We start from the raw sequence: 23,251 nt of genomic DNA, 5'->3' as shown, positions 1-23,251 counted from the left end.
GATGAGCAGGACGACAAGGACGCTGGGTGGCGTGTTGTTGTTGGTTGCCCTGGCTGCAGGGGCGGCGGGTTGGTGGTGGTCGATGCGCGGCGCCACGCAGTTCAAGACACTGCAGATTCAGGGTGCCTCGGCGCAACTGCTGAGCCAGGGCGAGGCGCGTCAGCGTGTGCTGCTGCTCGCGCCGGCCGACCAGGCGCTGGACGAAACCACGCTACGCCACCTTGCCGAAGTGGGCGATCTGCGCCTGCTGCAACTGCCCTTCGTTGCGGGCGACTGCAAGGCGCAACAGCAGCTGATCAGTCAGGCCAGCGAGGCGCTGGGCGGCGCGCCGACCCTGGTCGCCGGTATCGGCCCGGCAGCAGCCTCGGCCTGGCGCTGGCTGGCGGCGCAAAGCGACGACCAGGCTCAGGCGCTGTCGGTCGGCTTCGACCTGGCCAAACCCGATTGCGCCGAGCCCTTGCCGAACAAGGCCGAGCATGGCCACTGGATAGCCCTGTGGAATGACAATCCGGGTGACGACAACGCCCGCTTCCTGCGTGAGAAGGCCAACGGCGAGCCGCGCATCGGTACGTTGGGCACGCCGCTGCCGACCCTGTTGGCCGATCAGTTGCAGCATTTGCTCGCCGGCCAGGGCGCGGCGATGCCGGTGATCGAGCATCCTTCGGCGCAACCCGCCGATACCCTGACCCTGTTCTATTCCGGTGATGGCGGTTGGCGCGACCTGGACCGTGCCTCGGCCGAGCACATGGCCGCTGCTGGCTATCCGGTGGTGGGCATCGACACCCTGCGTTACTACTGGCAGCACAAGAGCCCGGAACAGAGCGCCGCCGACCTGTCGCGACTGATGCAGCAGTACCGCGACAAGTGGCATATCAAGCGCTTCGTGCTCGCCGGCTATTCCTTCGGTGCCGACGTGTTGCCGGCGATCTACAACCGCCTGCCGGCCAGTGATCAGCAGCAGGTCGACGCCATGTTGCTGCTGGCCTTCGCCCGCAGCGGCAGCTTTGAGATCGCCGTCAGCGGCTGGCTCGGCAAGGATGGCGCGGAAGCGGCCACTGGCCCCGAACTGCGCAAGGTGCCGGCGGCCAAGGTGTACTGCATCTATGGCAGCGAGGAGACGGCCGAGAGCGGCTGCACCGAAGCTGGTGCTCCGGGCGAGCACCTGATGATCAATGGCGGGCACCACTTCGATGGTGATTACGCCGCGCTGGCGCAGAAGATGCTGGCAGCGATCAAGGCGCGGCAGCCGCGTTAGTCTCGCTGACGCATGCCAACGGATTGCCCTGATTCCGTAGGAGCGGACTCATCCGCGAAAAATCGCGGCTAAAGCCGCTCCTACGGAAACGGCAGAGCGCTCTGATGGCTCTCCGCCTCCCACAGTGCGCCTCAGTGCGACTCGTTCACCGCGCTGAGAAACGCCTTCGTCCTTTCCTGCTGCGGGTTGCCGAACAGTTGATCCGGCGTGCCCTGTTCATGGATGCAGCCCTGGTGGAAGAAGCACACGCGGTCGGCGAACTCGCGGGCGAAGCCCATCTGGTGGGTGACCATCAGCATGGTCAGGTTGTGTTCGCTGCCTAGACGGCGGATGACGTTGAGCACTTCGCCGCACAGTTCCGGGTCGAGCGCCGAGGTCACCTCGTCGAACAGCATCACCTTGGGTCGCATCGCCAACGCACGGGCGATGGCCACGCGTTGCTGCTGGCCGCCGGATAGCTGCGATGGGAAATGGCGCAGCTTCTCGCCCAGGCCGACCATCGCCAGCAGGTCCTCGGCGCGTTCGGTGGCTTCCTTCCTGCCCATGCCGAGCACCTGCATTGGCGCCTCGATCACGTTCTGCAGCGCACACATGTGCGGGAACAGGTTGAAGCTCTGGAACACCATGCCGATCTTGCCGCGCACCTTGCGCTGGTGGCTGGCGTTGGCCGGCACCAGGCGGCCGTCGCGGGCGGGCATGTGGGTCAGTGGTTCGTCATCGACGGCGATTACGCCTTCGTCGATACTCTCCAGGGTCATCAACGCGCGCAGCAGGGTGGATTTGCCCGAGCCGCTGGGGCCGATGATCGCCACCTTCTCGCCGGGAGCGACATCCAGGTTGAGCTTGTTGAGTACGGTGAGGTTGCCGTAACGCTTGGTCACGTCGGTGAAGCGGACGATGGGCTGGTTCATGGAGGAACTCCCTGCGGCGTCTGTAGAGTTTAGAAAAGCAGTCATCGGGCAGTGACCTCCAGGCGATCTTCCACACGCCGCACGCACCAGGCCAGGGCCAGGCTGAGCAGCAGGAAGAAGAGACCGACCATGGTGATGGGCTCAAGGTAGCGGAAGCTCTCCGAGCCGATGTTCTTGGCTTGTTGCATGATTTCCACCACGGTGATGGCCGACAGCACCGGGGTGTCCTTGAGCATGGCCACCAGGTAGTTGCCCAGCGCCGGCAGGATCGGCCGCAGTGCCTGCGGCAGGATGATCTGCCGATAGGCCGACAGCGGCGACATGTTCAGCGCCGTCACCGCCTCCCACTGGCCGCGTGGCACCGCGTCGAGGCCGGCGCGATACACCTCGGCGGTGTAGCAGGCGTAGTGCAGGGCGATGCCGAGGATGCCTGCCTGCAGCGCGGTGAGGTTCAGCCCGTAGTTGGGGAATACGTAGAACAGGAAGTACACCTGGATCAGCAGCGGCGTGCTGCGGATGAACTCGATCAGTCCGGCCACCGGCCAGGACAGCCACAGGTGCTTGCTGCGTCGGGCGATGGCCAGCAGCAGGCCGAGCACGATGGCAATGGCGAAGCCGGCGAAGGTGATCAGCAGGGTATTGAGCGAGGCCTTGAGCAAATCCGGGAGGATGCTCAGGGCGAAATCCCAGTCGAAGAAATTCATTGCAGGCCTCCGCGCATCCGGCCACGGCTAAGGCGTTTTTCCAGCAGGCGCATACCGAGGTTGATCACCTGGGCCATGAGGAAATACAGGACCAGGGCCAGAGCGAAGATCTCCAGGGTCATGAAGGTCGCCTGATCCAGCTGACGGGCGCGGAAGGCCAGGTCAGACAGGGTGATCAGCGACACCAGCGAGGTGTTCTTCAGCAACTCGATCAGCAGGTTGGTGCCTGGCGGGATCGCTGCCAGCAGTGCCTGCGGCAGGATGATGCGCAGGAAACGCTTCGACGGTCGCATGTTCAGCGCCGTGCAGGCCTCGTACTGACCTTTGGCTACCGAGCGGATGGCGCCGCGCATCACTTCCGCGCCATAGGCGCCGATATGCAGGCCGAGGCCGACAATGGCCACGGTGAAGGCGCTCATCTCGACGTTGAACGGTGGCATTGGCAGCACGAAGTACAGCCAGAACAACTGCACCAGCAGCGAGGTGCCACGGAAGATCTCGATATAGGTGATCGCCAGCCAGCGCAGCGGAGCGATGGGTGACAGCCGGCCGAGGGCGGCGATAACAGCCGAGACGATGGCCAGCAGCGAGCCCCAGAAGGTGACTTGCACGGTGACCCAGGCGCCTTGCAGCAGCAGGGGAAGAAGATCGGTCATGAATGTCTACCGCTCTATGCGTGATAAACGCGCCACGCGCCGAAGCGCGCGGCGGCATCCGCTCATTACTGGCCGCAGAGTTCGGCGGCGGTCTTGTCGGTGACGTTGGACTGATCGAAACCGAAGGGCTTGACCGTGGCCAGGTGCTCCTCGCTGCCGATCCATTCCTTCAGTTGGGCATTGACCGCATCACGCAGCTCCTTGTCTTCCGGGCGGAAGGCCAGGGCGCCGTAGCCGGTGTGGGCCGGATCGTCCTTGAACTCGCTGATGGCTTCGACGCCGTCGCCACCCTTGTCGGCCAGGCCCTTCATGGTCAGCTGGGTGCCGACCGCGGCATCGGCGCGCCCGGCGCGCACGGCCTGCAGCTGTGCGGTGGTATCCGGCACCTGGAGGATCTGGTCGTCGCTGATGCCGGCGTTACGGGCATAACCGAGGTTCACCGTGCCGGACATGATCGCCACCTTGGCACCGCTCTTGGCGATGTCCTCGTAGCTGTGCAGGTCCTTCGGGTTGCCGGTTTTCACCAGCAGGGTATCGGGCAACTGGTAGTGCGGGTCGGTGAACAGCACCTGCTTGCAGCGCTCGGGTGTGATGTACATGCCGGCGGCGATCAGGTCGAAGCGGCTGGCGCGCAGGCCGGGGATCAGCGAACCCCACTCGGTGAGCACCGGGTTGATCTTCTCGACGCCCATGCGTTCGAAGATCTTCTTGACGATCTCTGGCGACTCGCCGGTAACGCTGCCGTCTAGGGCGGTGTAGGCGAATGGCGTTTCATTGGCGTAGCCGATACGCACGCTGCTGCTGTCCTTGACCTTGTCCAGGGTCGAGGCCTGGGCACCGGCAGCGAGACCGGTGAGCAGGGCGCAGGCCAGTGCGAGGCGGCCGAAGCGGGAGGGGATAACGCTACTCATCTTGGTGTTCTCCTGTTTCTTGTAGTCCGCCAACGGCGGCGTGCTGTGTTAGGAGGCAGGTAAATCAAGAGCGTTGGTGCGCAGTAGGCCTGCGCCGGGTGGTGTTCTTTTGAGTTGCCTGAGGCACTGTTTTCCACCCTTGGGCCGAGCATACAAAGGCTTTTTTGGCTACGGCATTGCACTAGGACAATTGAATCGTAACGCCTCACGCGGGATGCTTGAACGCAGTCGCCGGAGGAGCCATCGATGCACAACTGGAAGAAGGCCCTGGCCAACGCTCGCCCGGGCGAATCGAAATACAAGCTGCTGGTCCAGGCGGTCGCCGCCGATATCGAACAGGGTACCCTGATCGACGGCCAACGGTTGCCGCCGCAACGTCAGGTTTCAGATGCGCTGGGCATCAGCGTGCAGACCGTGACCAACGCCTACAAGGAGTTGGAGCGTCAGGGCCGCGTGCGCTGCGAGGTGGGCCGTGGCAGCTTCGTCTCGCGGCGCACCAGCGAGCGCGTGGCCACCAGCATGCTCGATCAAACCGAGCAGGCGCTGATGGACTTTTCCAATGCGCGCATCCTGCATACGGCTGATCACGACCGCCTGTGGCGACAGACCTGCCTAGAGTTGGCGCAGGAGCCGGACCAGCCGTGGATTCACGCCTTCCGCCCGATTGCTGGCATGCAGCACCAGCGCGAGGCCGCGGTGCGCTGGCTGGCGCGTCTGGGTATGGATGTCGGCATCGAGGATGTGCTGCTGACCAGCGGCGCCGCCCACGGTATTTTCCTCGCCCTGGCCACCCTCGCCGGCCCGGATGACGTGGTGCTCTGCGAGGGCCTGACCGACCACGGCGCCATCGGCAGCTCGCAGGTACTCGGCTTCACCCTCAAGGGCCTGGAGATGGATCGCTACGGGCTGAACCCCGAACACTTCGAGGACATGTGCGGTAACGAACGGATCACCGCGCTGGTCTGCACGCCCAACCTCAACAACCCGACCAGCGCACTGATGCCCGACGAGCGCCGCCGCGAGATCGCCGAGATCGCTCGCCGTTATGGCGTGTACATCATCGAGGACGATGTCTACGGCCCGCTGCTGGCTGGCCAGCAAGCCACGCGGCCACTGAGTCATTACGCGCCGGAGCTGTCGTTCTACTGCACCAGCATGACCAAGTCGGTGCTCACCGGCCTGCGTATCGGCTATCTGGTGATGCCCAAACGCCTGGCCCTGCGTACCGAGAGCATCCTGCGGGTCAACAGCTGGATGGCACCGTCGCTGCTCGGGGAGATCGCCACGCGCTGGATCGACTCCGGCGAGGCCGAGGATCTGGTGCAGCTGCAGCGGCAACTGCTGGCCAACCGGCAGGCACTGGTGGAGCAGGAGCTGGGCGAGCACCTGATCGGTAACCATCCCTATTCGCTCAATAGTTGGTTGCGCGTACCCGAAGGCTGGGAAACCGATGGCCTGCTGCGTGAGCTGCGCCGGCGCAATGTTGCGCTGACCTTGCCCGACCCCTTCGTCCCGCCCGGTATGCCGAGGCCGCGCGCGGTGCGCCTGTGCGTCGGCGCCGAATGCAGCGAAGCGAAGATGCGCCAGGGCGTGCAGATCGTAAGGGATGTGTTCGAGCAGTACCCGAAGGTGCATGATTTTTGAGGGGCGGTTGGCCATGTCGAGGCTTCAGTGCAGTGGGAGTGCCTGAGTTCTCGCGCGCGTGGTTGAGTATTTTCGGCTGGCCGAACGTGTAGCGAATTAGGGGATTAGGTTTTGCTCGCGAGCTTTAACCAACATTCTTTCGATTGAGTCGATGTGAGCGCTGCAGTGACCAACCAAACTGTATTCATCGCTTAAACCATACTTGGCCAGATCCGCGGCAAGTAGCTGGTAGTCCATGTTCCTCATGGTGCCTGAAGCTAGCACTTCAACCTCAGGCCGAGGATCAAAATCAGTCTCTTGCCAGCGTGAGTGGTCGACTTCTGATCCTTCTTTGGCCACCACGATATCGTACTCACGCTCTTTCAAACGGCTTTCGGTTGGTACGGGCCCCACATGCTCAGAGTGGCCACGAATGCCTTTGAAAGCGACAATGTAGCTGTACTCATTGCACAACTGCTGCAGCGCTTTATCCGTGTTTAATTGCTGCGCTTCCTTGATCGCGTACTGCACCGCTGCCCTTGAACTGGAAAGGCAAGCACTGAAATGGCGGCTGAACTCGGCAGGCTCAAATTGTGACTTACCCATGTCTTGGAGGTGGGCTTTCGCGTGACTGAGGGTGGTTTGATACTTATCCATGTAGTGCATTTCCTGGTGAGCAGATCGACAGCAGGTATTGGAAAAATACACTAGGCAAAAAAGAACACCTACCTGCTCACTCACAAGCCAAATAAAAAATCGTCCTAGTACATTCAGCCACTCAATTTCCCGCTCATACACTCGGCCGCACACCTTCTCGGAACGTGCGCCATGTCTTCCATCACCGCCGATGATCTACTCAAGGCCCGCCAGCGCATTGCCGGCCTGGTGCGCCAGACGCCGCTGGAGCATTCGCCCAGCCTGAGTCGCCTGGCCGGTGTGCCGGTGTGGTTGAAGCTGGAGTCGCAGCAGGCTACCGGTAGTTTCAAGCTGCGCGGCGCGAGCAACGCGGTCGCGCAGCTGGATGCCGAGCAGAAGCGCCTCGGCGTGGTCACGGCCTCCACCGGCAACCATGGCCGTGCGCTTGCCTTCGCCGCCTCGCAGCAGGGCGTGAAGGCCATTGTCTGCCTCTCCGAGCTTGTGCCGCAGAACAAGGTGCTTGCCATTCGCGAGTTGGGCGCTGAGGTGGTTATCAAAGGTCGCAGCCAGGACGATGCCCAGCTCGAAGCCCTGCGTATCGCCCGCGAGCAGGGCGCCGCATTTATCCCGCCCTTCGACCACCCGCATGTGATCGCCGGCCAGGGCAGCCTGGGCCTGGAGATTCTCGAACAATGCCCGGACGTCTGCGAAGTGCTGGTACCGCTTTCCGGCGGCGGCCTGTTCGCTGGCGTGGCGCTGGCGATCAAGGCGGCCAGCCCGGCGATTCGTACCCACGGCATCAGCATGCAGCTGGGCGCCGCCATGCATGCCAGCCTCGAGGCTGGTGAGCCAGTCGAGGTGGAGGAGCTGCCGACCCTGGCCGACTCGCTCGGCGGCGGCATCGGCCTGGACAACCGCTTCACCTATTCCATCACTCGCGATCTGTGCGATCAGGTTCACCTGCTCGACGAGGCCTCCATCGCCCGTGGCATCCGCCACGCCTACCGCGAAGAAAGGCTGGTGGTCGAGGGCGCCGCAGCGGTCGGCATCGCCGCTTTGCTCGATGGCCTGATCGAACCGCGTGGCCCGGTGGTGGTGGTGATCAGCGGCCGCAACATCGACATCGACCAGCACCTGCGCGTGCTCAATGGCGCCGACGCCTGAGGAGCTTCCATGGCCAAGACCCTGATTCTCAACCAGGCCGACCTGCGCGACTGCGTCGGCCTCGACAGCGACAGCCTCGAAGTGGTGGAAAACGCCTTCCGCCTGCTGGCCACTGCCGCCGTGGCGATGCCGCCGATCCTGCGTCTGGACGTGCCCGAGCATAACGGCGAGGTGGACGTGAAGACCGCCTACCTGCCCGGTGTGGCGCATTTCGCGATCAAGGTCAGCCCCGGTTTCTTCGACAACCCCAAGCTTGGCCTGCCCAGCCTCAACGGCCTGATGATGTTGTTCTCGGCACAGACCGGCCTGGCCGACGCGCTGCTTTTGGATAACGGCTACCTCACTGCCGTGCGCACCGCCGCCGCTGGCGCCATCGCCGCCAAATGGCTGGCCCGCGAGGACGCCAAGGTAGTCGCCATCCTCGGCGCCGGCGAGCAGGCGCGCCTGCAGTTGCAAGCCCTGCGCCTGGTGCGCGAGGTACGCGAGGTGCGTATCTGGGCGCGTGATCCCGCCAAGGCCCAGGTCATGGCTGCCGAGCTGGACGATGCGCGCATGGTGGACAGCGTCGACGCGGCGCTCGATGGTGCCGATATCGCCATCACCACCACGCCCAGTCGCGAGCCGCTGATCCAGCCGCAACACCTGCGCTCCGGCCTGCATATCACTGCCATGGGCTCGGATGCCGAGCACAAGAACGAGATCGCTCCAGCGGTGCTGGCGCGGGTCGATGCCTATGTCGCCGACCGCCTGAGTCAGACCCGCGTGCTCGGTGAGCTCAATCACGCCATCGCCGCCGGCCTGGTGCATGCCGAGGATGACTTCGCTGAGCTCGGCCAGGTGATCGCCGGCCAGCGCCCGGGGCGCACCGCCAATGACCAGATCACCCTGTGCGACCTGACCGGCACCGGCGCCCAGGACACCGCCATCGCCAGCCTCGCCTACCAGCGCGCCGTCGCGGCCGGCAAAGGCCTAAGTTTCGATTCCTGAAACCTGCGGGCGCGGCACGCCGCGCCTGAATAACCGTTCCATCACGAGGGCAACGCAATGTCCGAAATCGTCGTCAACCTCCCCTTCAGCCGGGAGGAATATGCCCAGCGCCTGGCCAAGACGCGCAGCGCCATGCAGGCCAGGGGCATCGAACTGCTGATCGTCACCGATCCGTCCAACATGGCCTGGCTCACCGGCTATGACGGCTGGTCGTTCTACGTGCACCAGTGCGTGCTGCTGGCGCTCGATGGCGAGCCGGTCTGGTACGGTCGTGGCCAGGACGCCAACGGCGCCAAGCGCACGGTGTTCATGCAGCAGAGCAATATCGTCGGCTACCCCGACCACTACGTGCAGTCCACCGAGCGCCACCCGATGGACTACCTGTCCAAGGAGGTCATCGCCGCGCGTGGCTGGGACAAGCTGACCATCGGCGTCGAGCTGGACAACTACTACTTCAGCGCCGCCGCCTATGGCTCGCTGCAGCGCAATCTGCCCAACGCGCGCTTCGTCGATTCGACTGCATTGGTCAACTGGCAGCGGGCGATCAAGTCGCTCACCGAGATCGGCTACATGCGCGTCGCGGCGAAGATCGTCGAGAAGATGCACGCGGCGATCTTCGACAAGATCGAACCGGGCCTGCGCAAGAACGAGCTGGTCGCCGAGATCTACCGTACCGGCATTCTCGGTGCAGACGGCCATGGCGGCGACTATCCGGCCATTGTCCCGCTGCTGCCCACCGGCGCCGATGCCAGCGCCCCGCACCTGACCTGGGATGACTCGCCGATGATCAGCGGCGCCGGCACCTTCTTCGAGATCGCCGGCTGCTACAAGCGCTACCACTGCCCGCTGTCGCGTACCATCTACCTGGGCAAGCCGCCGCAGCATTTCCTCGACGGCGAGAAGGCCGTGGTCGAAGGCATCGCCGCCGGCCTGGAGGCAGCCAAGCCGGGCAACACCACCGGCGACATCGCCCGCGCCTTCTTCAAGGTGCTGGAGAAGTTCGGCATCCACAAGGACAGCCGCTGCGGCTACCCCATCGGTATCAGTTATCCACCGGACTGGGGCGAGCGCACCATGAGCCTGCGCCCGAGCGACGAGAGCGTGCTGCAGCCGGGGATGACCTTCCACTTCATGCCGGGCTTGTGGTTGGACGACTGGGGGCTGGAGATCACCGAGTCGATCCTGATCACCGACAGCGGCGTGGAAACCTTCTGCGACGTGCCGCGCAAGCTGTTCGTGAAGGACTAATGCCATGACCGACATGCTGCGCGACAACCCCATCAGCCCCACGGTCGATTTCGACCGTGACGGCGTGCAACACGGCTTTCTCAAGCTGCCCTATTCCCGTGACGATTCGGCCTGGGGCGCGGTGATGATTCCGGTGACCGTGGTGAAGAACGGCAGCGGCCCCACGGCGCTGCTTACCGGCGGCAACCATGGCGACGAATACGAAGGCCCGCTAGCGCTGAGCAAGCTGGCCCAATGCCTGCGCGCCGAGGACGTCACTGGCCGGGTGATCATCGTGCCGTTCATGAACACCCCGGCGGTGCAGGCCGGCACCCGCACCTCGCCCATCGACAAGGGCAACCTCAACCGCAGCTTCCCCGGCAAGCCGGACGGTACGGTGACGCAGAAGATCGCCGACTATTTCCAGCGCAGCCTGCTGCCCATGGCCGACGTGGTGCTGGACATCCACTCCGGCGGCAAGACCCTGGACTTCCTGCCCTTCGCCGCCTGCCACATGCTGCCGGACAAGGCCCAGGACGCCGCCTGCGCCGCCGGCATGCGCGCGTTCGCCGCGCCCTACTGCATGCGCATGCTGGAACTGGACGCAGTGGGCATGTACGACACCGCGGCCGAGGAACAGGGCAAGGTATTCGTCACCACCGAACTGGGCGGCGGCGGCAGCAGCACGGCGAAAAGCCTGGCCATCGCCGAGCGTGGCGTGCGCAACCTGCTGATCCACTTCGGCCTGCTACAGGGTGAGATCGAGGCCGGCAAGTCGGTAATGCTGGATATGCCCGACGGCGACTGCTTCGTCGCCAGCGAAGACGATGGCCTGCTGGAAATGTGCCGCGACCTCGGTGATACCGTGGAGAAGGGCGAGGTGATCGCGCGGGTGCACAGTGCGCGTCGTACTGGCGCACCGGCCACCGAGTACCGTGCCAAACGCAGCGGCCTGCTCGCTGCGCGGCACTTCCCCGGGCTGGTGAAAAGTGGTGATACCCTCGCGGTCATTGCCGAGGTGGTGGACTAGAAACGGTCGCGGCTAAAGCCCCTCCCACAGTCTGAGTGTCTCGTGGGAGGGCTTTGGCCGCGATCTGGCCTCTACATCTTTAAACCCTTAGCCAACCGAGAAGCCGATGCACAAGCTCGACCGCTATGACCTGAAGATCCTGCGTATCCTCTCCGAGGATGGGCGGATCACCAAGTCGGCTCTGGCCGAGGCGATCAACCTCTCGGTGACGCCGGCCTGGGAGCGGGTGCGCAAGCTGGAAAGTGCAGGGTTGATCAAGGGCTACCGCGCGCAGATCGACTGGGCGGCGCTATTTCGCAGCCAGCAGGTACTGGTGGAAATCACCCTCGCCCGCCACACCGCGCAGGATATGCGCCGCTTCGAGCAGCGCCTGAGCGAGGCGCCGGAGGTGGGCTTCTGCTACGCCACCGGTGGCGGTGTCGACTACATCGCGATGATCCGCGCTCGCGATATCGATCACTACCAGCGCTTCATCGACCAACTGCTGCTCGAAGACCTGGGCATCGAGCGTTACTTCACTTACATCGTCACCAAGACCATCAAGGCGGACGCGCTGGGTGCGCCCACCGAGCTGGACGACTAGAGCTTGGCTTTCACCGCCGCGAGGCCATCGCCGCCATCGCGGGTTTTCACGCCGTCCAGCCAGCCATCGAGCACCTGCGGGTTGGCCTTGATCCAGTTCTTGATCGCCGTGGCATTGGCCACCTTGCGGTTGAGCACGTCATCCATGATGGTGTTCTCCATCTCCTGGGTGAACTTCAGATTGGTCAGCAGTTTGCCCACGTTTGGGCATTCGGCCACATAGCCTTTGCGCGCCAGGGTATTCACCGAGCCGGTGCTGCCGAAGAACTTCTCGCCGCCCTTGAGGTACTGCATGTCGAACTGCACGTTCATCGGGTGCGGCGTCCAGCCCAGGAACACCACGAATTCATCGCGCTTCACCGCGCGCCCGACCTGCACCAGCATCGCCTGCTCGCTGGATTCCACCAGCTGCCAATCGCCGAGGCCGAACTCGTTGCCGGTGATCATCTGGCGGATGTAGTCGTTGGCCGGCGAGCCCGAACCGATGCCGTAGATCTTCTTGCCGAACTTGTCGGCGAATTTGGCGAGGTCGTTGAAGTCCTTCACGCCGGCTTCATGGGCGTAGGTCGGTACGGCCAGGGTGTATTCGGTGCCGCCCAGGTTTTCCACCACCTTGTCGATCTGCCCGCTGGCCACGTAGCGGTCGTAGTCGTGCTGGCCGGCAGGCATCCAGTTGCCGAGGAACACATCGACCTGCCCTTTCTGCAGCCCGGCGAAGATGATCGGCACGGCCAGGGTGCGCGTCTGCGCTTTGTAGCCCAAGCCATCGAGCAGCAGGCTGGCGATGCCATTGGTCACGGCGATGTCGCTCCAACCGGGATCGGCCAGGGTCACCGTGGAGCAGCTGGAGTTTTCGGTCTGCGCCTGGGCGCCGTGGGCGAGTGCCAGGAGCGAGGCGCCGAGCAGGAAGGCTTTGAGCGTCATGAGTGAATCCTTTCCGAAGATGAGTCGCTCCGCGACCTTAACGGCCGAGGGCCGGAGGCTCAACCTCCGAGTCGTGATTGGACGCGATTGGTCGGGAATACGAAGGCATCAGCGGTAAACCGTTCGTCGGCTCGTCTACTTGGAAATGAACCAAAGACTTTTTCAGGCAGTCCGTCTCCGGGATGGGCAGGAGGCTCGTTTCCGATGCAATGCCTTGATTCGGAAGGGCTTCCGCGCAAAGGCCAATCACCAGGGTCACTGGGTTTGAATAAATTCTTCATGTCATTTTGCCTGGGAGGCGCTCTTTTACTGGGAATTTGTACCCAAGCCTCCGCCACCTTTCGTATCCACACCCTTCCTGCGACCGCGCCAGCGGTCGCGCCCAAACCGTCCAGCGAAGTGATCGACCGCGCCCTAGGCGCGTTGGGCACGCCTTACCGCTGGGGTGGTACCAGCCTGCGCCACGGTTTCGATTGCAGCGGCCTGGTGCAATACGCCTTCAAGACCCAGAACGACCTCGACCTGCCGCGCACCTCCCGCGCGCTGTCGCGCCTGGACGCGCCCTCGGTGAAACGCAGCGACCTGCAGCCGGGCGATTTGCTGTTCTTCCGCATTCGCAGCCGCTCGGTGGATCACGTGGCCATCTACATCGGTGAGGGCCGCTTCGTCCACGCGCCGCGCCGCGGCGCCAACGTGCGTATCGACTTCCTCAACAACTCGTATTGGCAGCGGCATTTCCAGCTGGCCAAGCGGGTGGTGCCGGAAGCCTGAGTCAGCGGCGGCGCGACCTTCCATCCGAGCGGTTTGGTCATCTGCGGGAAAACCTATCCCGCGGGTCAACAACGCGCTAGAATGCGCGCCGCTCGCGGCCATGTCGGCTGCGGCAGTGGGTTCCCTAACCCCACTCCATGAAAAAGGACATCGACATGACCCTGATTCCTGCGTCGGTCAGTCGGCCCGTGCTGGCCGGCCTGATCGCCTTCCATATCCTCATCATCATTGCCAGCAACTACCTGGTGCAGCTGCCGATCACCCTGTTCGGCTGGCATACCACCTGGGGCGCGTTCAGTTTTCCGTTCATCTTCCTGGCTACCGACCTGACCGTGCGCCTGATCGGCAAGCATTCCGCGCGGGTGGTGATTGCCCGCGTGATGCTGCCGGCGCTGGTGGCCTCCTACGTGGTGTCGGTGCTGTTCCACGAAGGCGCTTTTGGCGGTCTGGCGGCGCTGGGCGAATTCAATCTGTTCGTCTTCCGTATCGCCGTGGCCAGCTTCCTGGCCTACGCCTTCGGCCAGTTGCTCGATATTCAGGTGTTCGACCGCCTGCGCAAGATGCGCCAATGGTGGGTCGCGCCGACGGCCTCGACCATCTTCGGCAATCTGCTCGATACCTTCCTGTTCTTCTCGGTGGCCTTCTGGCGCAGCGATGATCCGTTCATGGCCGCCAACTGGGTGGAGATCGCCACCGTGGACTACGTGATCAAGCTGGCCATCAGCCTGATCCTCTTCGTGCCGCTGTACGGCATGTTGCTCAGCGCCATCGTGCGGGCGTTGCCGCAGCGTACTGCCACAGCCTGAGCTGAATCCGTAGCCCGGATGCAATCCGGGAATGTTCTGTGCCCTGCCCCGGATTTCATCCGGGCTACGCCACACGAGAATTCTCCTATTGCCCCGCCACCTTCAGAAAAAACTGCGGTAGCGCCTGCCCGGCTTGGAAAAAACGTCAAGCTGCCCTTCCCTAACATGTCTCCCATGTCCATCGGCCCGGAGACATCGCCATGCCCCTCGACCATCCCCTGCTGTTCAAATCGCTGTGCTATGTCGACGGTCACTGGCTGCACAGTGACGAGGGCGCCAGCATTGCCGTGCACAACCCGGCCGACCAGAGCGTGATCGGCCATGTGCCGATGCTTGGTGAGCAGCAGATCGTAGCCGCAGTGGACGCCGCCCAGCGCGCTTTCGCCGACTGGCGCGAGCAGAGCCTGGAAACCCGCGCGTCGCTGCTGCGGCGCTGGGCCGAGCTGATCCTGCAGCATCAGGAAGACCTGGCGCGCATCCTCAGCCAGGAACAGGGCAAGCCGCTGGCCGAAGCCCGTGGCGAGATCCGCTACGCCGCCAGCTTCCTTCCCTGGTTCGCCGAAGAGGCGCGCCGGCTCTACGGCCAGACCATTCCCAGTCATATCCCTGGTGCCCAGCTCGGTACGGTGAAAGAGCCGGTCGGTGTCTGTGCCCTGCTCACACCGTGGAATTTCCCCAGCGCGATGATCACCCGCAAGGCCGCCGCGGCGTTGGCCGCCGGTTGTACCGTGGTGGTCAAACCGGCACACGAGACGCCCTATTCCGCCTTTGCCCTGGCGCAACTGGCCGAGGAGGCCGGCTTGCCAGCCGGTGTGTTCAACGTGGTATTGGGTGAACCGCAGATGGCCATGGAAACCCTGGTCAAAGATACCCGTGTCCGTTCGGTGAGCTTCACCGGCTCGACTCGCGTCGGCAAGCTGGTGCTACAGGCGGCTGCTGAGGATGTGAAGAAGGTGGCGCTGGAACTGGGCGGCAATGCGCCGCTGATCGTTTGCGCCGATGCCGATCTCGATCACGCCGTGCAGGTGGCGCTGGATGCCAAGTTCCAGACCTCCGGCCAGGACTGCTGCGCCGCCAACCGTATTCTGGTCGAGCGCCCCATTTATGAAGAATTTCTACAGCGCTTCGCCAAGGCCGTGCGCGGCCTGCGCGTCGGCCCTGGGCATGACGCGCGCAACCAGATCGGTCCGCTGATGCACCAGGCTGCGCTGGACGTGACGGCCGCACGGGTTACCGATGCCATCGAACAGGGCGCGCGCCTGCTGGCCGGTGGCGAACCGCATGCGCTGGGCGGTTGGTTCTGGCAGCCGACGCTGCTGGCCGACGTCACTGACAGCATGCGCATCTACCGCGAGGAGAACTTCGCCCCCATCGCTGGCGTGCGCGCCTTCGACACGCTGGACGAAGCCGTGGCCATGGCCAATGACACCGAATACGGCCTGGCCGCCTACATTTGTTCCAACCGCGTGGATGTCGTTCATCCGCTCATCCGCCGCCTCGACCACGCTATGGTCGCGGTCAACGGCACCAAGTTCACCGGCCACCCGATCCCCTTCGGTGGCATGAAAGCTTCCGGTCTCGGCCGTGAGGGCGGTACGGAAGGCTTCGAGCCCTTCGTCGAAACCAAATACTTCTGCATTCATCATCAGGGCCAGCGCTACTGAGCCAAACCGGAGGATTTTCCATGAGCCATTACGACGAGTTGTTCGCCCAGGACCGTGCCCACTTCATGCACCCGTCCACCCACGCTCACGACCACGCCAGCGGCGCACTCAAGGGGCGTATCATCACCGGCGCTTCCGGCATCCGTATTCGCGACCACGAAGGCCGCGAGCTGCTCGATGCATTCGCTGGCCTGTACTGCGTGAACATCGGCTACGGGCGTACCGAAGTGGCCGAGGCCATCTACAAGCAGGCCAAGGAGCTGGCTTACTACCACACCTACGTCGGCCACTCGACAGAGGCCATCATCGAGCTGTCGGCGCGCATCATCGATTGGGCGCCCAAGGGGATGAAGAAGGTCTACTACGGCCTGTCCGGCTCGGACGCCAACGAGACCCAGATCAAGCTGGTGCGCTACTACAACAACGTGCTCGGCCGCCCGGCGAAGAAGAAGATCATCTCCCGCCAGCGCGGCTACCACGGCTCGGGCATCATGACTGGCAGCCTCACCGGCCTTGCCAGCTTTCATCAGCACTTCGACCTGCCTCACGCGGATATCAAACACGCCGTCTGCCCGCACTTTTACAAGGCGCCGGCCGGCATGGATGAAGCGGCTTTCGTGCGCCACTGCGCCGAGGATCTGGAGCGTCTGATCCTGGCTGAAGGCCCGGACACTGTTGCCGCCTTCATCGGTGAACCGGTGATGGGCACCGGCGGCATCATCGTGCCGCCCAAGGGCTACTGGCAGGCGATCCAGGCGGTACTAGCGAAGTACGACATCCTGCTGATCGCCGACGAAGTGGTCTGCGCCTTCGGCCGTCTGGGTACGCCGATGGGCAGCCAGATGTTCGGCATGCAGCCGGACCTGATCACCACCGCCAAGGGTCTGACCAGCGCCTACGCGCCGCTGTCGGCGGTGATCGTCGGCGAGAAGGTGTGGAACGTGATCGACGAGGCTTCCAGTCGCGATGGCGCAATGGGCCATGGCTGGACTTACTCAGGTCATCCGATCTGCGCTGCGGCTGCGCTGGCCAACCTGGATATTCTCGAAAAGGAAAATATCTCCGCCAACGCCGCCGATGTCGGCGCCTACCTCAACCAGCAACTGCGCCAGACCTTCGAAGGTCATCCCCTGGTGGGCGAAGTGCGCGGTGTCGGCATGCTCGCGGCGCTGGAGTTCATGGCTGACAAGGAGGCGCGCACGCCCTTCGATGCCGCGCTCAAGGTCGGCCCGCGCGTCTCTGCCGCCTGCCTGGAGCGCGGCATGATCGCCCGCGCCATGCCGCACGGCGACATCCTCGGCTTCGCCCCGCCGCTGGTGCTAACCAAGGCCGAGGCGGACGAGGTAGTGGGGATCGCCAAGGCGGCGGTGGATGCGGTGGCCAGCGAGGTGCTCTGAGATCTACCGCTGGAAGGACTTCAGCCATGAAGGCTGAAGTCCTTCTCCAGCAGGCTGTTTTTAACGACGGCCAGGCATCGCAGATAGTTTTTCAACAGCCTGCTAGCTCGGTGCGCACGGCGCACCCTACAAAACCGCTATGAACCGTAGGGTGCGCTGTGCGCACCGAGTCGATCAGCGTTGCTTGTCCTGCTTGCGCAGAAACACGCTCATTTCCTTCTCGGCCTGCTTGTCGCCCTTGGCCTGGGCGGCAGCGATGCCCTGCTGCCAGGTCTGGCGCGCGCCGTCGAGGTCGCCTTCGGCCTGCAGCGCCTTGCCCAGCAGCTTCCACGCCGCCGAATAGGTGGGGTCGAATTCCACGCAGCGTTGCAGGTGTTCTGCCGCCTGCGCCGCATTGCCGACATCCAGGTGGGCTTTGCCCAGCCCGAAACGCAGCAGGGCGTTGTCCATGCCCTTGGCCAGCATTTTTTCCAGCGCATCTGTACTCATGATCCTTCTCCGCGGGTGTAGCCCGGATTGCATCCGGCTACGGCTTTGTTCAGAAGAACGTCAGACCGGCCTGGAACAGGCGCTCGACGTCGCGGATGTACTTCTTGTCGACCAGGAACAGGATCACGTGGTCGCCGGACTCGATCACCGTGTCGTCGTGGGCGATCAGCACCTGTTCGTCGCGGATGATGGCGCCGATGGTGGTGCTCGGTGGCAGGGCAATGTCTTCGATGGCGCGGCCGATCACCTTGCTCGATTTAGCGTCGCCATGGGCGATCACTTCCAACGCCTCTGCCGCACCACGGCGCAGGCTGTGCACGCTTTCGATATCGCCGCGACGCACGTGGGTCAGCAGGGTGCCGATGGTAGCCAGCTGCGGGCTGATGGCGATGTCGATCTCACCGCCCTGCACCAGGTCGACATAGGCCGGGTTGTTGATGATGGTCATCACCTTGCGCGCACCCAGGCGCTTGGCCAGCAGCGACGACATGATGTTGGCCTCGTCGTCGTTGGTCAGGGCGAGGAAGATGTCGGCATCGTTGATGTTCTCTTCCACCAGCAGATCGCGATCCGAGGCGCTGCCCTGCAGCACGATGGTGCTGTCGAGGTTCTCCGACAGGTAGCGGCAGCGCGCCGGGTTCATCTCGATGATCTTCACCTGGTAGCGGCTTTCGATGGCTTCGGCCAGGCGTTCGCCGATATTGCCGCCACCGGCGATCACCACGCGCTTGTAGCTGTCCTCGAGGCGACGCATCTCGCTCATCACCGCGCGGATGTGCGCTTTGGCAGCGATGAAGAACACTTCGTCATCGGCCTCGATCACGGTGTCGCCCTTGGGCATGATCGGCCGGTTGCGGCGGAAGATCGCCGCGACGCGGGTGTCGACGTTGGGCATGTGCTGGCGCAACTGGCGCAGTTGCTGACCCACCAGCGGGCCGCCGTAGTAGGCCTTGACCGCGACCAGCTGAGCCTTGCCTTCGGCGAAGTCGATCACCTGCAGGGCGCCGGGATATTCGATCAGGCGCTTGATGTAGTTGGTTACCACCTGTTCGGGGCTGATCAGCACATCGACCGGGATCGCTTCGTTGTCGAACAACGCCTCGCGGGTCAGGTAGGCCGATTCGCGCACCCGGGCAATCTTCGTCGGGGTGTGGAACAGGGTGTAGGCCACCTGGCAGGCGATCATGTTGACTTCGTCGCTGTTGGTCACCGCCACCAGCATGTCGGCATCGTCGGCGCCGGCCTGGCGCAGCACGGTGGGAAAGGAGCCCTTGCCCTGCACGGTGCGGATGTCCAGGCGGTCGCCCAGATCGCGCAGGCGGTCGCCGTCGGTATCGACCACGGTGATGTCGTTGGCTTCGCTGGCGAGGTGTTCCGCCAGAGTGCCGCCCACCTGGCCGGCGCCGAGAATGATGATTTTCACTGATCGCTCCGTTAGCTGTGGTTGGTCACAGCCGTCTTTATCAGCTTGGCATAGTAGAAGCCGTCATGACCGTCCAGCTGCGGCAGCAACTGGCGACCGTGCACTGGTTGCAGGCCAAACTCGCCGGCGATGGTGACTTCCTGCGCGTCCGGGGTGCGAGTGAGGAATGCGGCGATGGTCTCGCTGTTTTCCGTGGGCAGCACCGAGCAGGTGGCGTAGAGGAGGATGCCGCCCGGCGCGAGGGTCGGCCACAGCGCGTCGAGCAGTTCGCCCTGCAACTGCGCCAGGGCGGGAATGTCTTCGGGCTGGCGGGTCAGCTTGATGTCCGGATGGCGGCGAATCACGCCGGTGGCCGAACAGGGCGCGTCGAGCAGGATGCGTTGGAACGGCTGGCCGTCCCACCAGGCCGCTGTATCGCGGCCATCGGCGGCGATCAGCGTGGCCTCCAGGCGCAGGCGCTCGAGGTTCTCGCGCACGCGTGCCAGGCGCTTGGCTTCCAGATCGACGGCGACCACTTCGCTGAGTCCCGGCTCGACTTCCAGCAGGTGGCAGGTCTTGCCGCCCGGTGCTGCGCAGGCATCCAGTACGCGTTGGCCTGGCGTCAGTTCGAGCAGATCGGCGGCCAGTTGCGCAGCTTCGTCCTGGACGCTGACGCGGCCTTCCTTGAAGCCGGGCAGGCTGGTCACATCGCACGGCTGCAGCAGGCGCGCGCCGTCACGGCTGAAAGCGCAGGGTTCGGCATCGATGCCGGCGCTGCGCAGTTCATCGAGATAGGCGTCGCGGCTGCCGTGGCGGCGGTTGACCCGCAGGATCAGTGGCGGATGTGCGTTGTTGGCGGCGCAGATGGTTTGCCAGTGCTCGGGCCAGAAGGCCTTGAGCTGTTTTTGCAGCCAGCGCGGGTGCGCGGTGTGTAGCACCGGGTCGCGATCCAGTTCGGCGAAAATCGCTTCATGCTCGCGTTGGGCGCGGCGCAGCACGGCGTTGAGCAAGCCCTTGGCCCAGGGCTTTTTCAGCGCTCCGGCGCAGCCTACTGTCTCGCCGATGGCGGCATGCTCCGGGATGCGGCTGTGCAGCAACTGATAGAGGCCGATCAGCAGCAGCGCTTCCACGTCCTTGTCGGCAGCCTTGAAGGGCTTTTCCAGCAGTTTGTCGGCCAGCAGTTGCAGGCGCGGTTGCCAGCGTGCGGCGCCGAAGGCCAGATCCTGTGCCAGGGCGCGGTCGTGGTGTTCGACCTTGTCCAGTTGCGGCGGCAGGCTGCTGCCCAGAGAAGCCTTGCCGGAGAGCACGGCAGTCAGGGCGCGGGCGGCGGCCAGGCGCGGGTTCATTGACCGAGTACCAGACCGGGGGCGAACTGCTCGCGGCGGCTGTTATACAGGTCGGCGAAGGCCAGCGGCTTGCCGCCGGGCAACTGCAGGCGGGTCAGGCGCAGTGCACCCTCGCCGCAGGCCACGGTCAGGCCCTGCTTGTCGGCGGCGAGGATGGTGCCCGGCTCGCCCTTGCCTTCTCCGATCTCGGCCGCATGCACTTTCAGCGCATCGCCGTTCAGCGTGGTGTGGCAAATCGGCCAGGGATGGAAGGCGCGCACCAGGCGCTCCAGCTCCACGGCCGGGCGGCTGAAGTCGAGGCGCGCCTCATCCTTGTTCAGTTTGTGTGCGTAGTTGGCCAGGGCATCGTCCTGCACTTCGCCCTTAAGCGTGCCGGCAGCCAGGCCATCGATGGCTTTCAATACGGCCTGCGGACCAAGCTCAGCCAGGCGGTCATGCAGGCTGCCGCCGGTGTCGTCAGCACTGATTGGCGTGTTGACCTTGAGCAGCATCGGCCCGGTATCGAGGCCGGCCTCCATCTGCATCACGGTGACGCCACTCTCGGCATCACCGGCCTGCACCGCGCGCTGGATCGGCGCTGCACCACGCCAGCGTGGCAGCAGGGAGGCGTGGCTATTGATGCAGCCAAGACGCGGGGTATCGAGCACCACCTGCGGAAGGATCAGGCCATAGGCGACCACCACCATCAGATCCGGCTTGAGAGCTGCCAGCTCGGCCTGTGCTTCTTCATTACGCAAGCTGGCCGGTTGGTAGACCGGGATACCGTGCTCGACGGCGAGTTGCTTGACCGGGCTCGGCATCAGCTTCTGGCCGCGACCTGCCGGGCGATCCGGCTGGGTGTAGACGGCAATGATCTCGTACGGGCCGGCCAGCAGGGCCTTGAGGTGTTCGGCGGCGAATTCCGGGGTGCCGGCGAAGACGATACGCAATGAGTCAGACATGAGAGCTCGCTAAAAGAAAAAGGCTTGCCGTGGCAAGCCTTCTGAATCGGGCGTCAAGCGCGCTGGCGATGCTGCTTTTCCAGCTTCTTCTTGATGCGGTCGCGCTTGAGGTTGGACAGGTAATCGACGAACAGCTTGCCGTTGAGGTGATCGCACTCGTGCTGGATGCACACGGCAAGCAAGCCTTCGGCGATCAGCTCGTAGGGCTGGCCATCGCGATCCAGCGCCTTGATCTTGACCTTTTGCGGGCGGTCGACGTTCTCGTAGAAGCCGGGCACCGACAGGCAGCCTTCCTGGTACTGGTCCATTTCATCGGTCAGCGACTCGAACTCGGGGTTGATGAACACCCGCGGTTCGGACTTGTCCTCGGACAGGTCCATGACCACCACGCGCTTGTGCACGTTGACCTGCGTCGCCGCCAGGCCGATACCGGGTGCGTCGTACATGGTCTCGAACATGTCGTCGACCAGTTGACGGATGGAGTCATCCACGACGTCCACCGGTTTGGCGATGGTACGCAGGCGTGGATCAGGAAATTCGAGGATATTCAGGATCGCCATATGCGTTTGTGATGCACTTGTGGAATAAAGTCAAAATCCGCTGCTAAGATGATGAACAGCATTGAAAAACGGCTTCACGCCGCGTATTCAGCGGGTTTGGCACGCGGCGCTAGGGCGCTTCACGTGAAGGCACATAATAAAGGGATTCACCGTATGAGGAAATCACTACTCGCCCTGCTCTTTGCAGCGGGCGGACTGGCCCTGACCAGCTTGGCTCAGGCCGCAGTGCAACTCAAGGACGGTCACCCGGACCGCTACACAGTGGTCAAGGGCGATACCCTCTGGGACATTTCCGGCAAGTTCCTGCGCCAGCCGTGGAAATGGCCGGAGATCTGGCACGCCAACCCGCAGGTGGCGAACCCGCACCTGATCTATCCCGGCGATACCCTCAATCTGGTCTACGTGGACGGTCAGCCGCGCCTGATGCTCAACCGCGGCGAGTCGCGCGGCACCATCAAGCTGTCGCCGCAGGTACGTAGCACGCCGATGGCCGAAGCGATCCCGACCATCCCGCTGGAGGCGATCAACAGCTTCCTGCTGAGCAACCGTATCGTCGACACCCCGGAAGAATTCAACGGCAAGCCTTATGTCGTTGCCGGCAACGCCGAGCGCGTGGTCAGCGGTGCCGGCGATCGCGTCTACGCCCGTGGCGAGTTCGACGAACAGAACCCTGTCTACGGTATCTTCCGTCAGGGCAAAACCTACGTGGACCCTGAAACTCAGGAATTCCTCGGCATCAACGCCGATGACGTCGGCTCTGGCGAGATCGTGGCCGAAGAAGGGGATGTGGGTACGCTGCTGCTCAAGCGCTCGACTCAGGAAGTACGCCTGGGAGATCGCCTGTTCCCCACCGAGGAGCGTGCGATCAACTCCACCTTCATGCCTAGCGAGCCGATCACCGACATCGATGGTTTGATTCTCGATGTACCGCGTGGCGTCAGCCAGATTGGTCAGTTCGATGTTGTCACCCTGAACAAGGGGATACGCGACGGCCTGGAGATCGGCAACGTGCTGGCGGTGTTCAAGACCGGCGAGACCGTACGTGACCGCGTTACTGGCGAAAACGTGAAAATCCCGGACGAGCGTTCCGGCCTGCTGATGGTGTTCCGCACCTATGACAAGCTCAGCTATGGCCTGGTACTGCAGGCCAGCCGCCAGCTGGCGGTGATGGACAAGGTCCGCAACCCATAATGCCCAACGAGCCCCGCACTAGCGGGGCTCGTGCTTTCAGGCCGCCAGGATGGCGGTGCAACTGCTCAGGGACG

Annotated in this window: 23 protein-coding genes; 12 read left to right on the top strand and 11 right to left on the bottom strand. The window is 63.8% G+C overall.

Features of this window, described 5'->3' with window-relative positions; genetic code table 11:
• Position 1 precedes the first annotated feature (1 nt).
• A complete protein-coding gene (locus tag ACNFCJ_RS17160) occupies positions 2-1,255 on the top strand; it encodes a virulence factor family protein (protein WP_416772618.1) in 1,254 nt (417 codons plus the stop codon).
• Between the two features lie 131 nt (positions 1,256-1,386).
• Here ACNFCJ_RS17160 and ehuA read toward each other — a convergent pair whose 3' ends face one another.
• The 4 genes from ehuA to ehuB all read right to left on the bottom strand — a co-directional run bounded on the left by ehuA (position 1,387) and on the right by ehuB (position 4,437).
• Positions 1,387-2,166 carry an ectoine/hydroxyectoine ABC transporter ATP-binding protein EhuA gene (gene ehuA, locus ACNFCJ_RS17155; RefSeq protein ID WP_416772617.1) on the bottom strand — a complete coding sequence of 260 codons (780 nt, stop codon included), beginning with the start codon at positions 2,164-2,166 and terminating at the stop codon, positions 1,387-1,389.
• Between the two features lie 41 nt (positions 2,167-2,207).
• Positions 2,208-2,870, bottom strand: coding sequence for an ectoine/hydroxyectoine ABC transporter permease subunit EhuD (gene ehuD, locus ACNFCJ_RS17150; protein WP_017676297.1), 663 nt, complete (start codon positions 2,868-2,870; stop codon positions 2,208-2,210).
• Positions 2,867-3,526, bottom strand: a complete 660-nt coding sequence (gene ehuC, locus ACNFCJ_RS17145) for an ectoine/hydroxyectoine ABC transporter permease subunit EhuC (protein ID WP_099525029.1) — start codon at positions 3,524-3,526, stop codon at positions 2,867-2,869. The genes ehuD and ehuC overlap by 4 nt, the downstream gene beginning before the upstream one ends.
• 65 nt (positions 3,527-3,591) lie before the next feature.
• Entirely contained in the window at positions 3,592-4,437 is an 846-nt protein-coding gene (gene ehuB / locus ACNFCJ_RS17140; protein ID WP_416772615.1) for an ectoine/hydroxyectoine ABC transporter substrate-binding protein EhuB, read from the bottom strand.
• 246 nt (positions 4,438-4,683) lie between these two features.
• Between ehuB and ACNFCJ_RS17135 the strand changes: the two genes are divergently transcribed.
• On the top strand, positions 4,684-6,081 hold the full coding sequence (locus tag ACNFCJ_RS17135) for a PLP-dependent aminotransferase family protein (protein ID WP_021487463.1): 1,398 nt from the start codon (positions 4,684-4,686) through the stop codon (positions 6,079-6,081).
• Between the two features lie 96 nt (positions 6,082-6,177).
• Here the strand turns inward: ACNFCJ_RS17135 and ACNFCJ_RS17130 are convergent, their stop codons facing one another.
• Entirely contained in the window at positions 6,178-6,717 is a 540-nt protein-coding gene (locus ACNFCJ_RS17130) for a hypothetical protein (RefSeq protein WP_416772613.1), read from the bottom strand.
• Positions 6,718-6,888: 171 nt separating this feature from the next.
• Here ACNFCJ_RS17130 and eutB point away from each other — a divergent pair, with 171 nt between their 5' ends.
• The 5 genes from eutB to ACNFCJ_RS17105 all read left to right on the top strand — a co-directional run bounded on the left by eutB (position 6,889) and on the right by ACNFCJ_RS17105 (position 11,687).
• Positions 6,889-7,860, top strand: a complete 972-nt coding sequence (gene eutB / locus ACNFCJ_RS17125) for a hydroxyectoine utilization dehydratase EutB (protein ID WP_416772611.1) — start codon at positions 6,889-6,891, stop codon at positions 7,858-7,860.
• A gap of 9 nt (positions 7,861-7,869) precedes the next feature.
• A complete protein-coding gene (gene eutC, locus ACNFCJ_RS17120; protein WP_416772610.1) occupies positions 7,870-8,847 on the top strand; it encodes an ectoine utilization protein EutC in 978 nt (325 codons plus the stop codon).
• 57 nt (positions 8,848-8,904) lie between these two features.
• Positions 8,905-10,095 carry an ectoine hydrolase DoeA gene (gene doeA / locus ACNFCJ_RS17115; RefSeq protein WP_416772608.1) on the top strand — a complete coding sequence of 397 codons (1,191 nt, stop codon included), beginning with the start codon at positions 8,905-8,907 and terminating at the stop codon, positions 10,093-10,095.
• A 4-nt stretch (positions 10,096-10,099) separates the two neighbouring features.
• Positions 10,100-11,104, top strand: a complete 1,005-nt coding sequence (gene doeB, locus ACNFCJ_RS17110; protein WP_416772606.1) for a N(2)-acetyl-L-2,4-diaminobutanoate deacetylase DoeB — start codon at positions 10,100-10,102, stop codon at positions 11,102-11,104.
• Between the two features lie 106 nt (positions 11,105-11,210).
• Positions 11,211-11,687 (top strand): Lrp/AsnC family transcriptional regulator, encoded by a 477-nt coding sequence (locus ACNFCJ_RS17105; protein ID WP_416772605.1) that lies wholly within the window; start codon positions 11,211-11,213, stop codon positions 11,685-11,687.
• On the opposite strand, the gene choX is transcribed toward ACNFCJ_RS17105, so the two are convergent.
• The gene (gene choX, locus ACNFCJ_RS17100) at positions 11,684-12,610 is read right to left on the bottom strand and encodes a choline ABC transporter substrate-binding protein (protein WP_416772603.1); all 927 of its coding nucleotides are present in this window, start codon (positions 12,608-12,610) and stop codon (positions 11,684-11,686) included. The two genes, ACNFCJ_RS17105 and choX, sit on opposite strands and share 4 nt — an antisense overlap.
• A gap of 399 nt (positions 12,611-13,009) precedes the next feature.
• Between choX and ACNFCJ_RS17095 the strand changes: the two genes are divergently transcribed.
• From ACNFCJ_RS17095 to ACNFCJ_RS17080, 4 genes are all read left to right on the top strand, one after another.
• Complete coding sequence (locus tag ACNFCJ_RS17095) at positions 13,010-13,381, top strand: C40 family peptidase (RefSeq protein WP_416772601.1); 372 nt, start codon at positions 13,010-13,012, stop codon at positions 13,379-13,381.
• 155 nt (positions 13,382-13,536) lie between these two features.
• Positions 13,537-14,187: a 7-cyano-7-deazaguanine/7-aminomethyl-7-deazaguanine transporter gene (locus tag ACNFCJ_RS17090; RefSeq protein ID WP_416772600.1), complete on the top strand. Its 651-nt coding sequence runs from the start codon at positions 13,537-13,539 to the stop codon at positions 14,185-14,187.
• Positions 14,188-14,387: 200 nt separating this feature from the next.
• The gene (locus tag ACNFCJ_RS17085) at positions 14,388-15,851 is read left to right on the top strand and encodes an NAD-dependent succinate-semialdehyde dehydrogenase (protein WP_416772598.1); all 1,464 of its coding nucleotides are present in this window, start codon (positions 14,388-14,390) and stop codon (positions 15,849-15,851) included.
• A 20-nt stretch (positions 15,852-15,871) separates the two neighbouring features.
• Complete coding sequence (locus tag ACNFCJ_RS17080) at positions 15,872-17,248, top strand: aspartate aminotransferase family protein (RefSeq protein ID WP_256836468.1); 1,377 nt, start codon at positions 15,872-15,874, stop codon at positions 17,246-17,248.
• A gap of 174 nt (positions 17,249-17,422) precedes the next feature.
• On the opposite strand, the gene ACNFCJ_RS17075 is transcribed toward ACNFCJ_RS17080, so the two are convergent.
• Genes ACNFCJ_RS17075 through def form a run of 5 tightly spaced genes read right to left on the bottom strand, consistent with a single transcriptional unit; the run spans position 17,423 to position 21,986 of the window.
• Entirely contained in the window at positions 17,423-17,737 is a 315-nt protein-coding gene (locus ACNFCJ_RS17075; RefSeq protein ID WP_416772596.1) for a tetratricopeptide repeat protein, read from the bottom strand.
• A 49-nt stretch (positions 17,738-17,786) separates the two neighbouring features.
• Positions 17,787-19,160, bottom strand: coding sequence for a Trk system potassium transporter TrkA (gene trkA, locus ACNFCJ_RS17070; RefSeq protein ID WP_416772595.1), 1,374 nt, complete (start codon positions 19,158-19,160; stop codon positions 17,787-17,789).
• Between the two features lie 11 nt (positions 19,161-19,171).
• On the bottom strand, positions 19,172-20,485 hold the full coding sequence (gene rsmB, locus ACNFCJ_RS17065) for a 16S rRNA (cytosine(967)-C(5))-methyltransferase RsmB (RefSeq protein WP_416772594.1): 1,314 nt from the start codon (positions 20,483-20,485) through the stop codon (positions 19,172-19,174).
• Positions 20,482-21,426, bottom strand: coding sequence for a methionyl-tRNA formyltransferase (gene fmt, locus ACNFCJ_RS17060; protein ID WP_416772593.1), 945 nt, complete (start codon positions 21,424-21,426; stop codon positions 20,482-20,484). The genes rsmB and fmt overlap by 4 nt, the downstream gene beginning before the upstream one ends.
• 53 nt (positions 21,427-21,479) lie before the next feature.
• Positions 21,480-21,986, bottom strand: a complete 507-nt coding sequence (gene def / locus ACNFCJ_RS17055) for a peptide deformylase (RefSeq protein WP_013713230.1) — start codon at positions 21,984-21,986, stop codon at positions 21,480-21,482.
• A gap of 153 nt (positions 21,987-22,139) precedes the next feature.
• Here def and ACNFCJ_RS17050 point away from each other — a divergent pair, with 153 nt between their 5' ends.
• On the top strand, positions 22,140-23,177 hold the full coding sequence (locus ACNFCJ_RS17050) for a LysM peptidoglycan-binding domain-containing protein (protein WP_416772592.1): 1,038 nt from the start codon (positions 22,140-22,142) through the stop codon (positions 23,175-23,177).
• The last annotated feature ends 74 nt before the right edge of the window (positions 23,178-23,251 follow it).

The sequence above is a fragment of the Pseudomonas sp. NY15364 genome, from assembly GCF_048068235.1.
GTDB lineage: Bacteria > Pseudomonadota > Gammaproteobacteria > Pseudomonadales > Pseudomonadaceae > Aquipseudomonas > Aquipseudomonas mendocina_D.
This window is presented reverse-complemented; position numbering and strand designations above follow the sequence as displayed.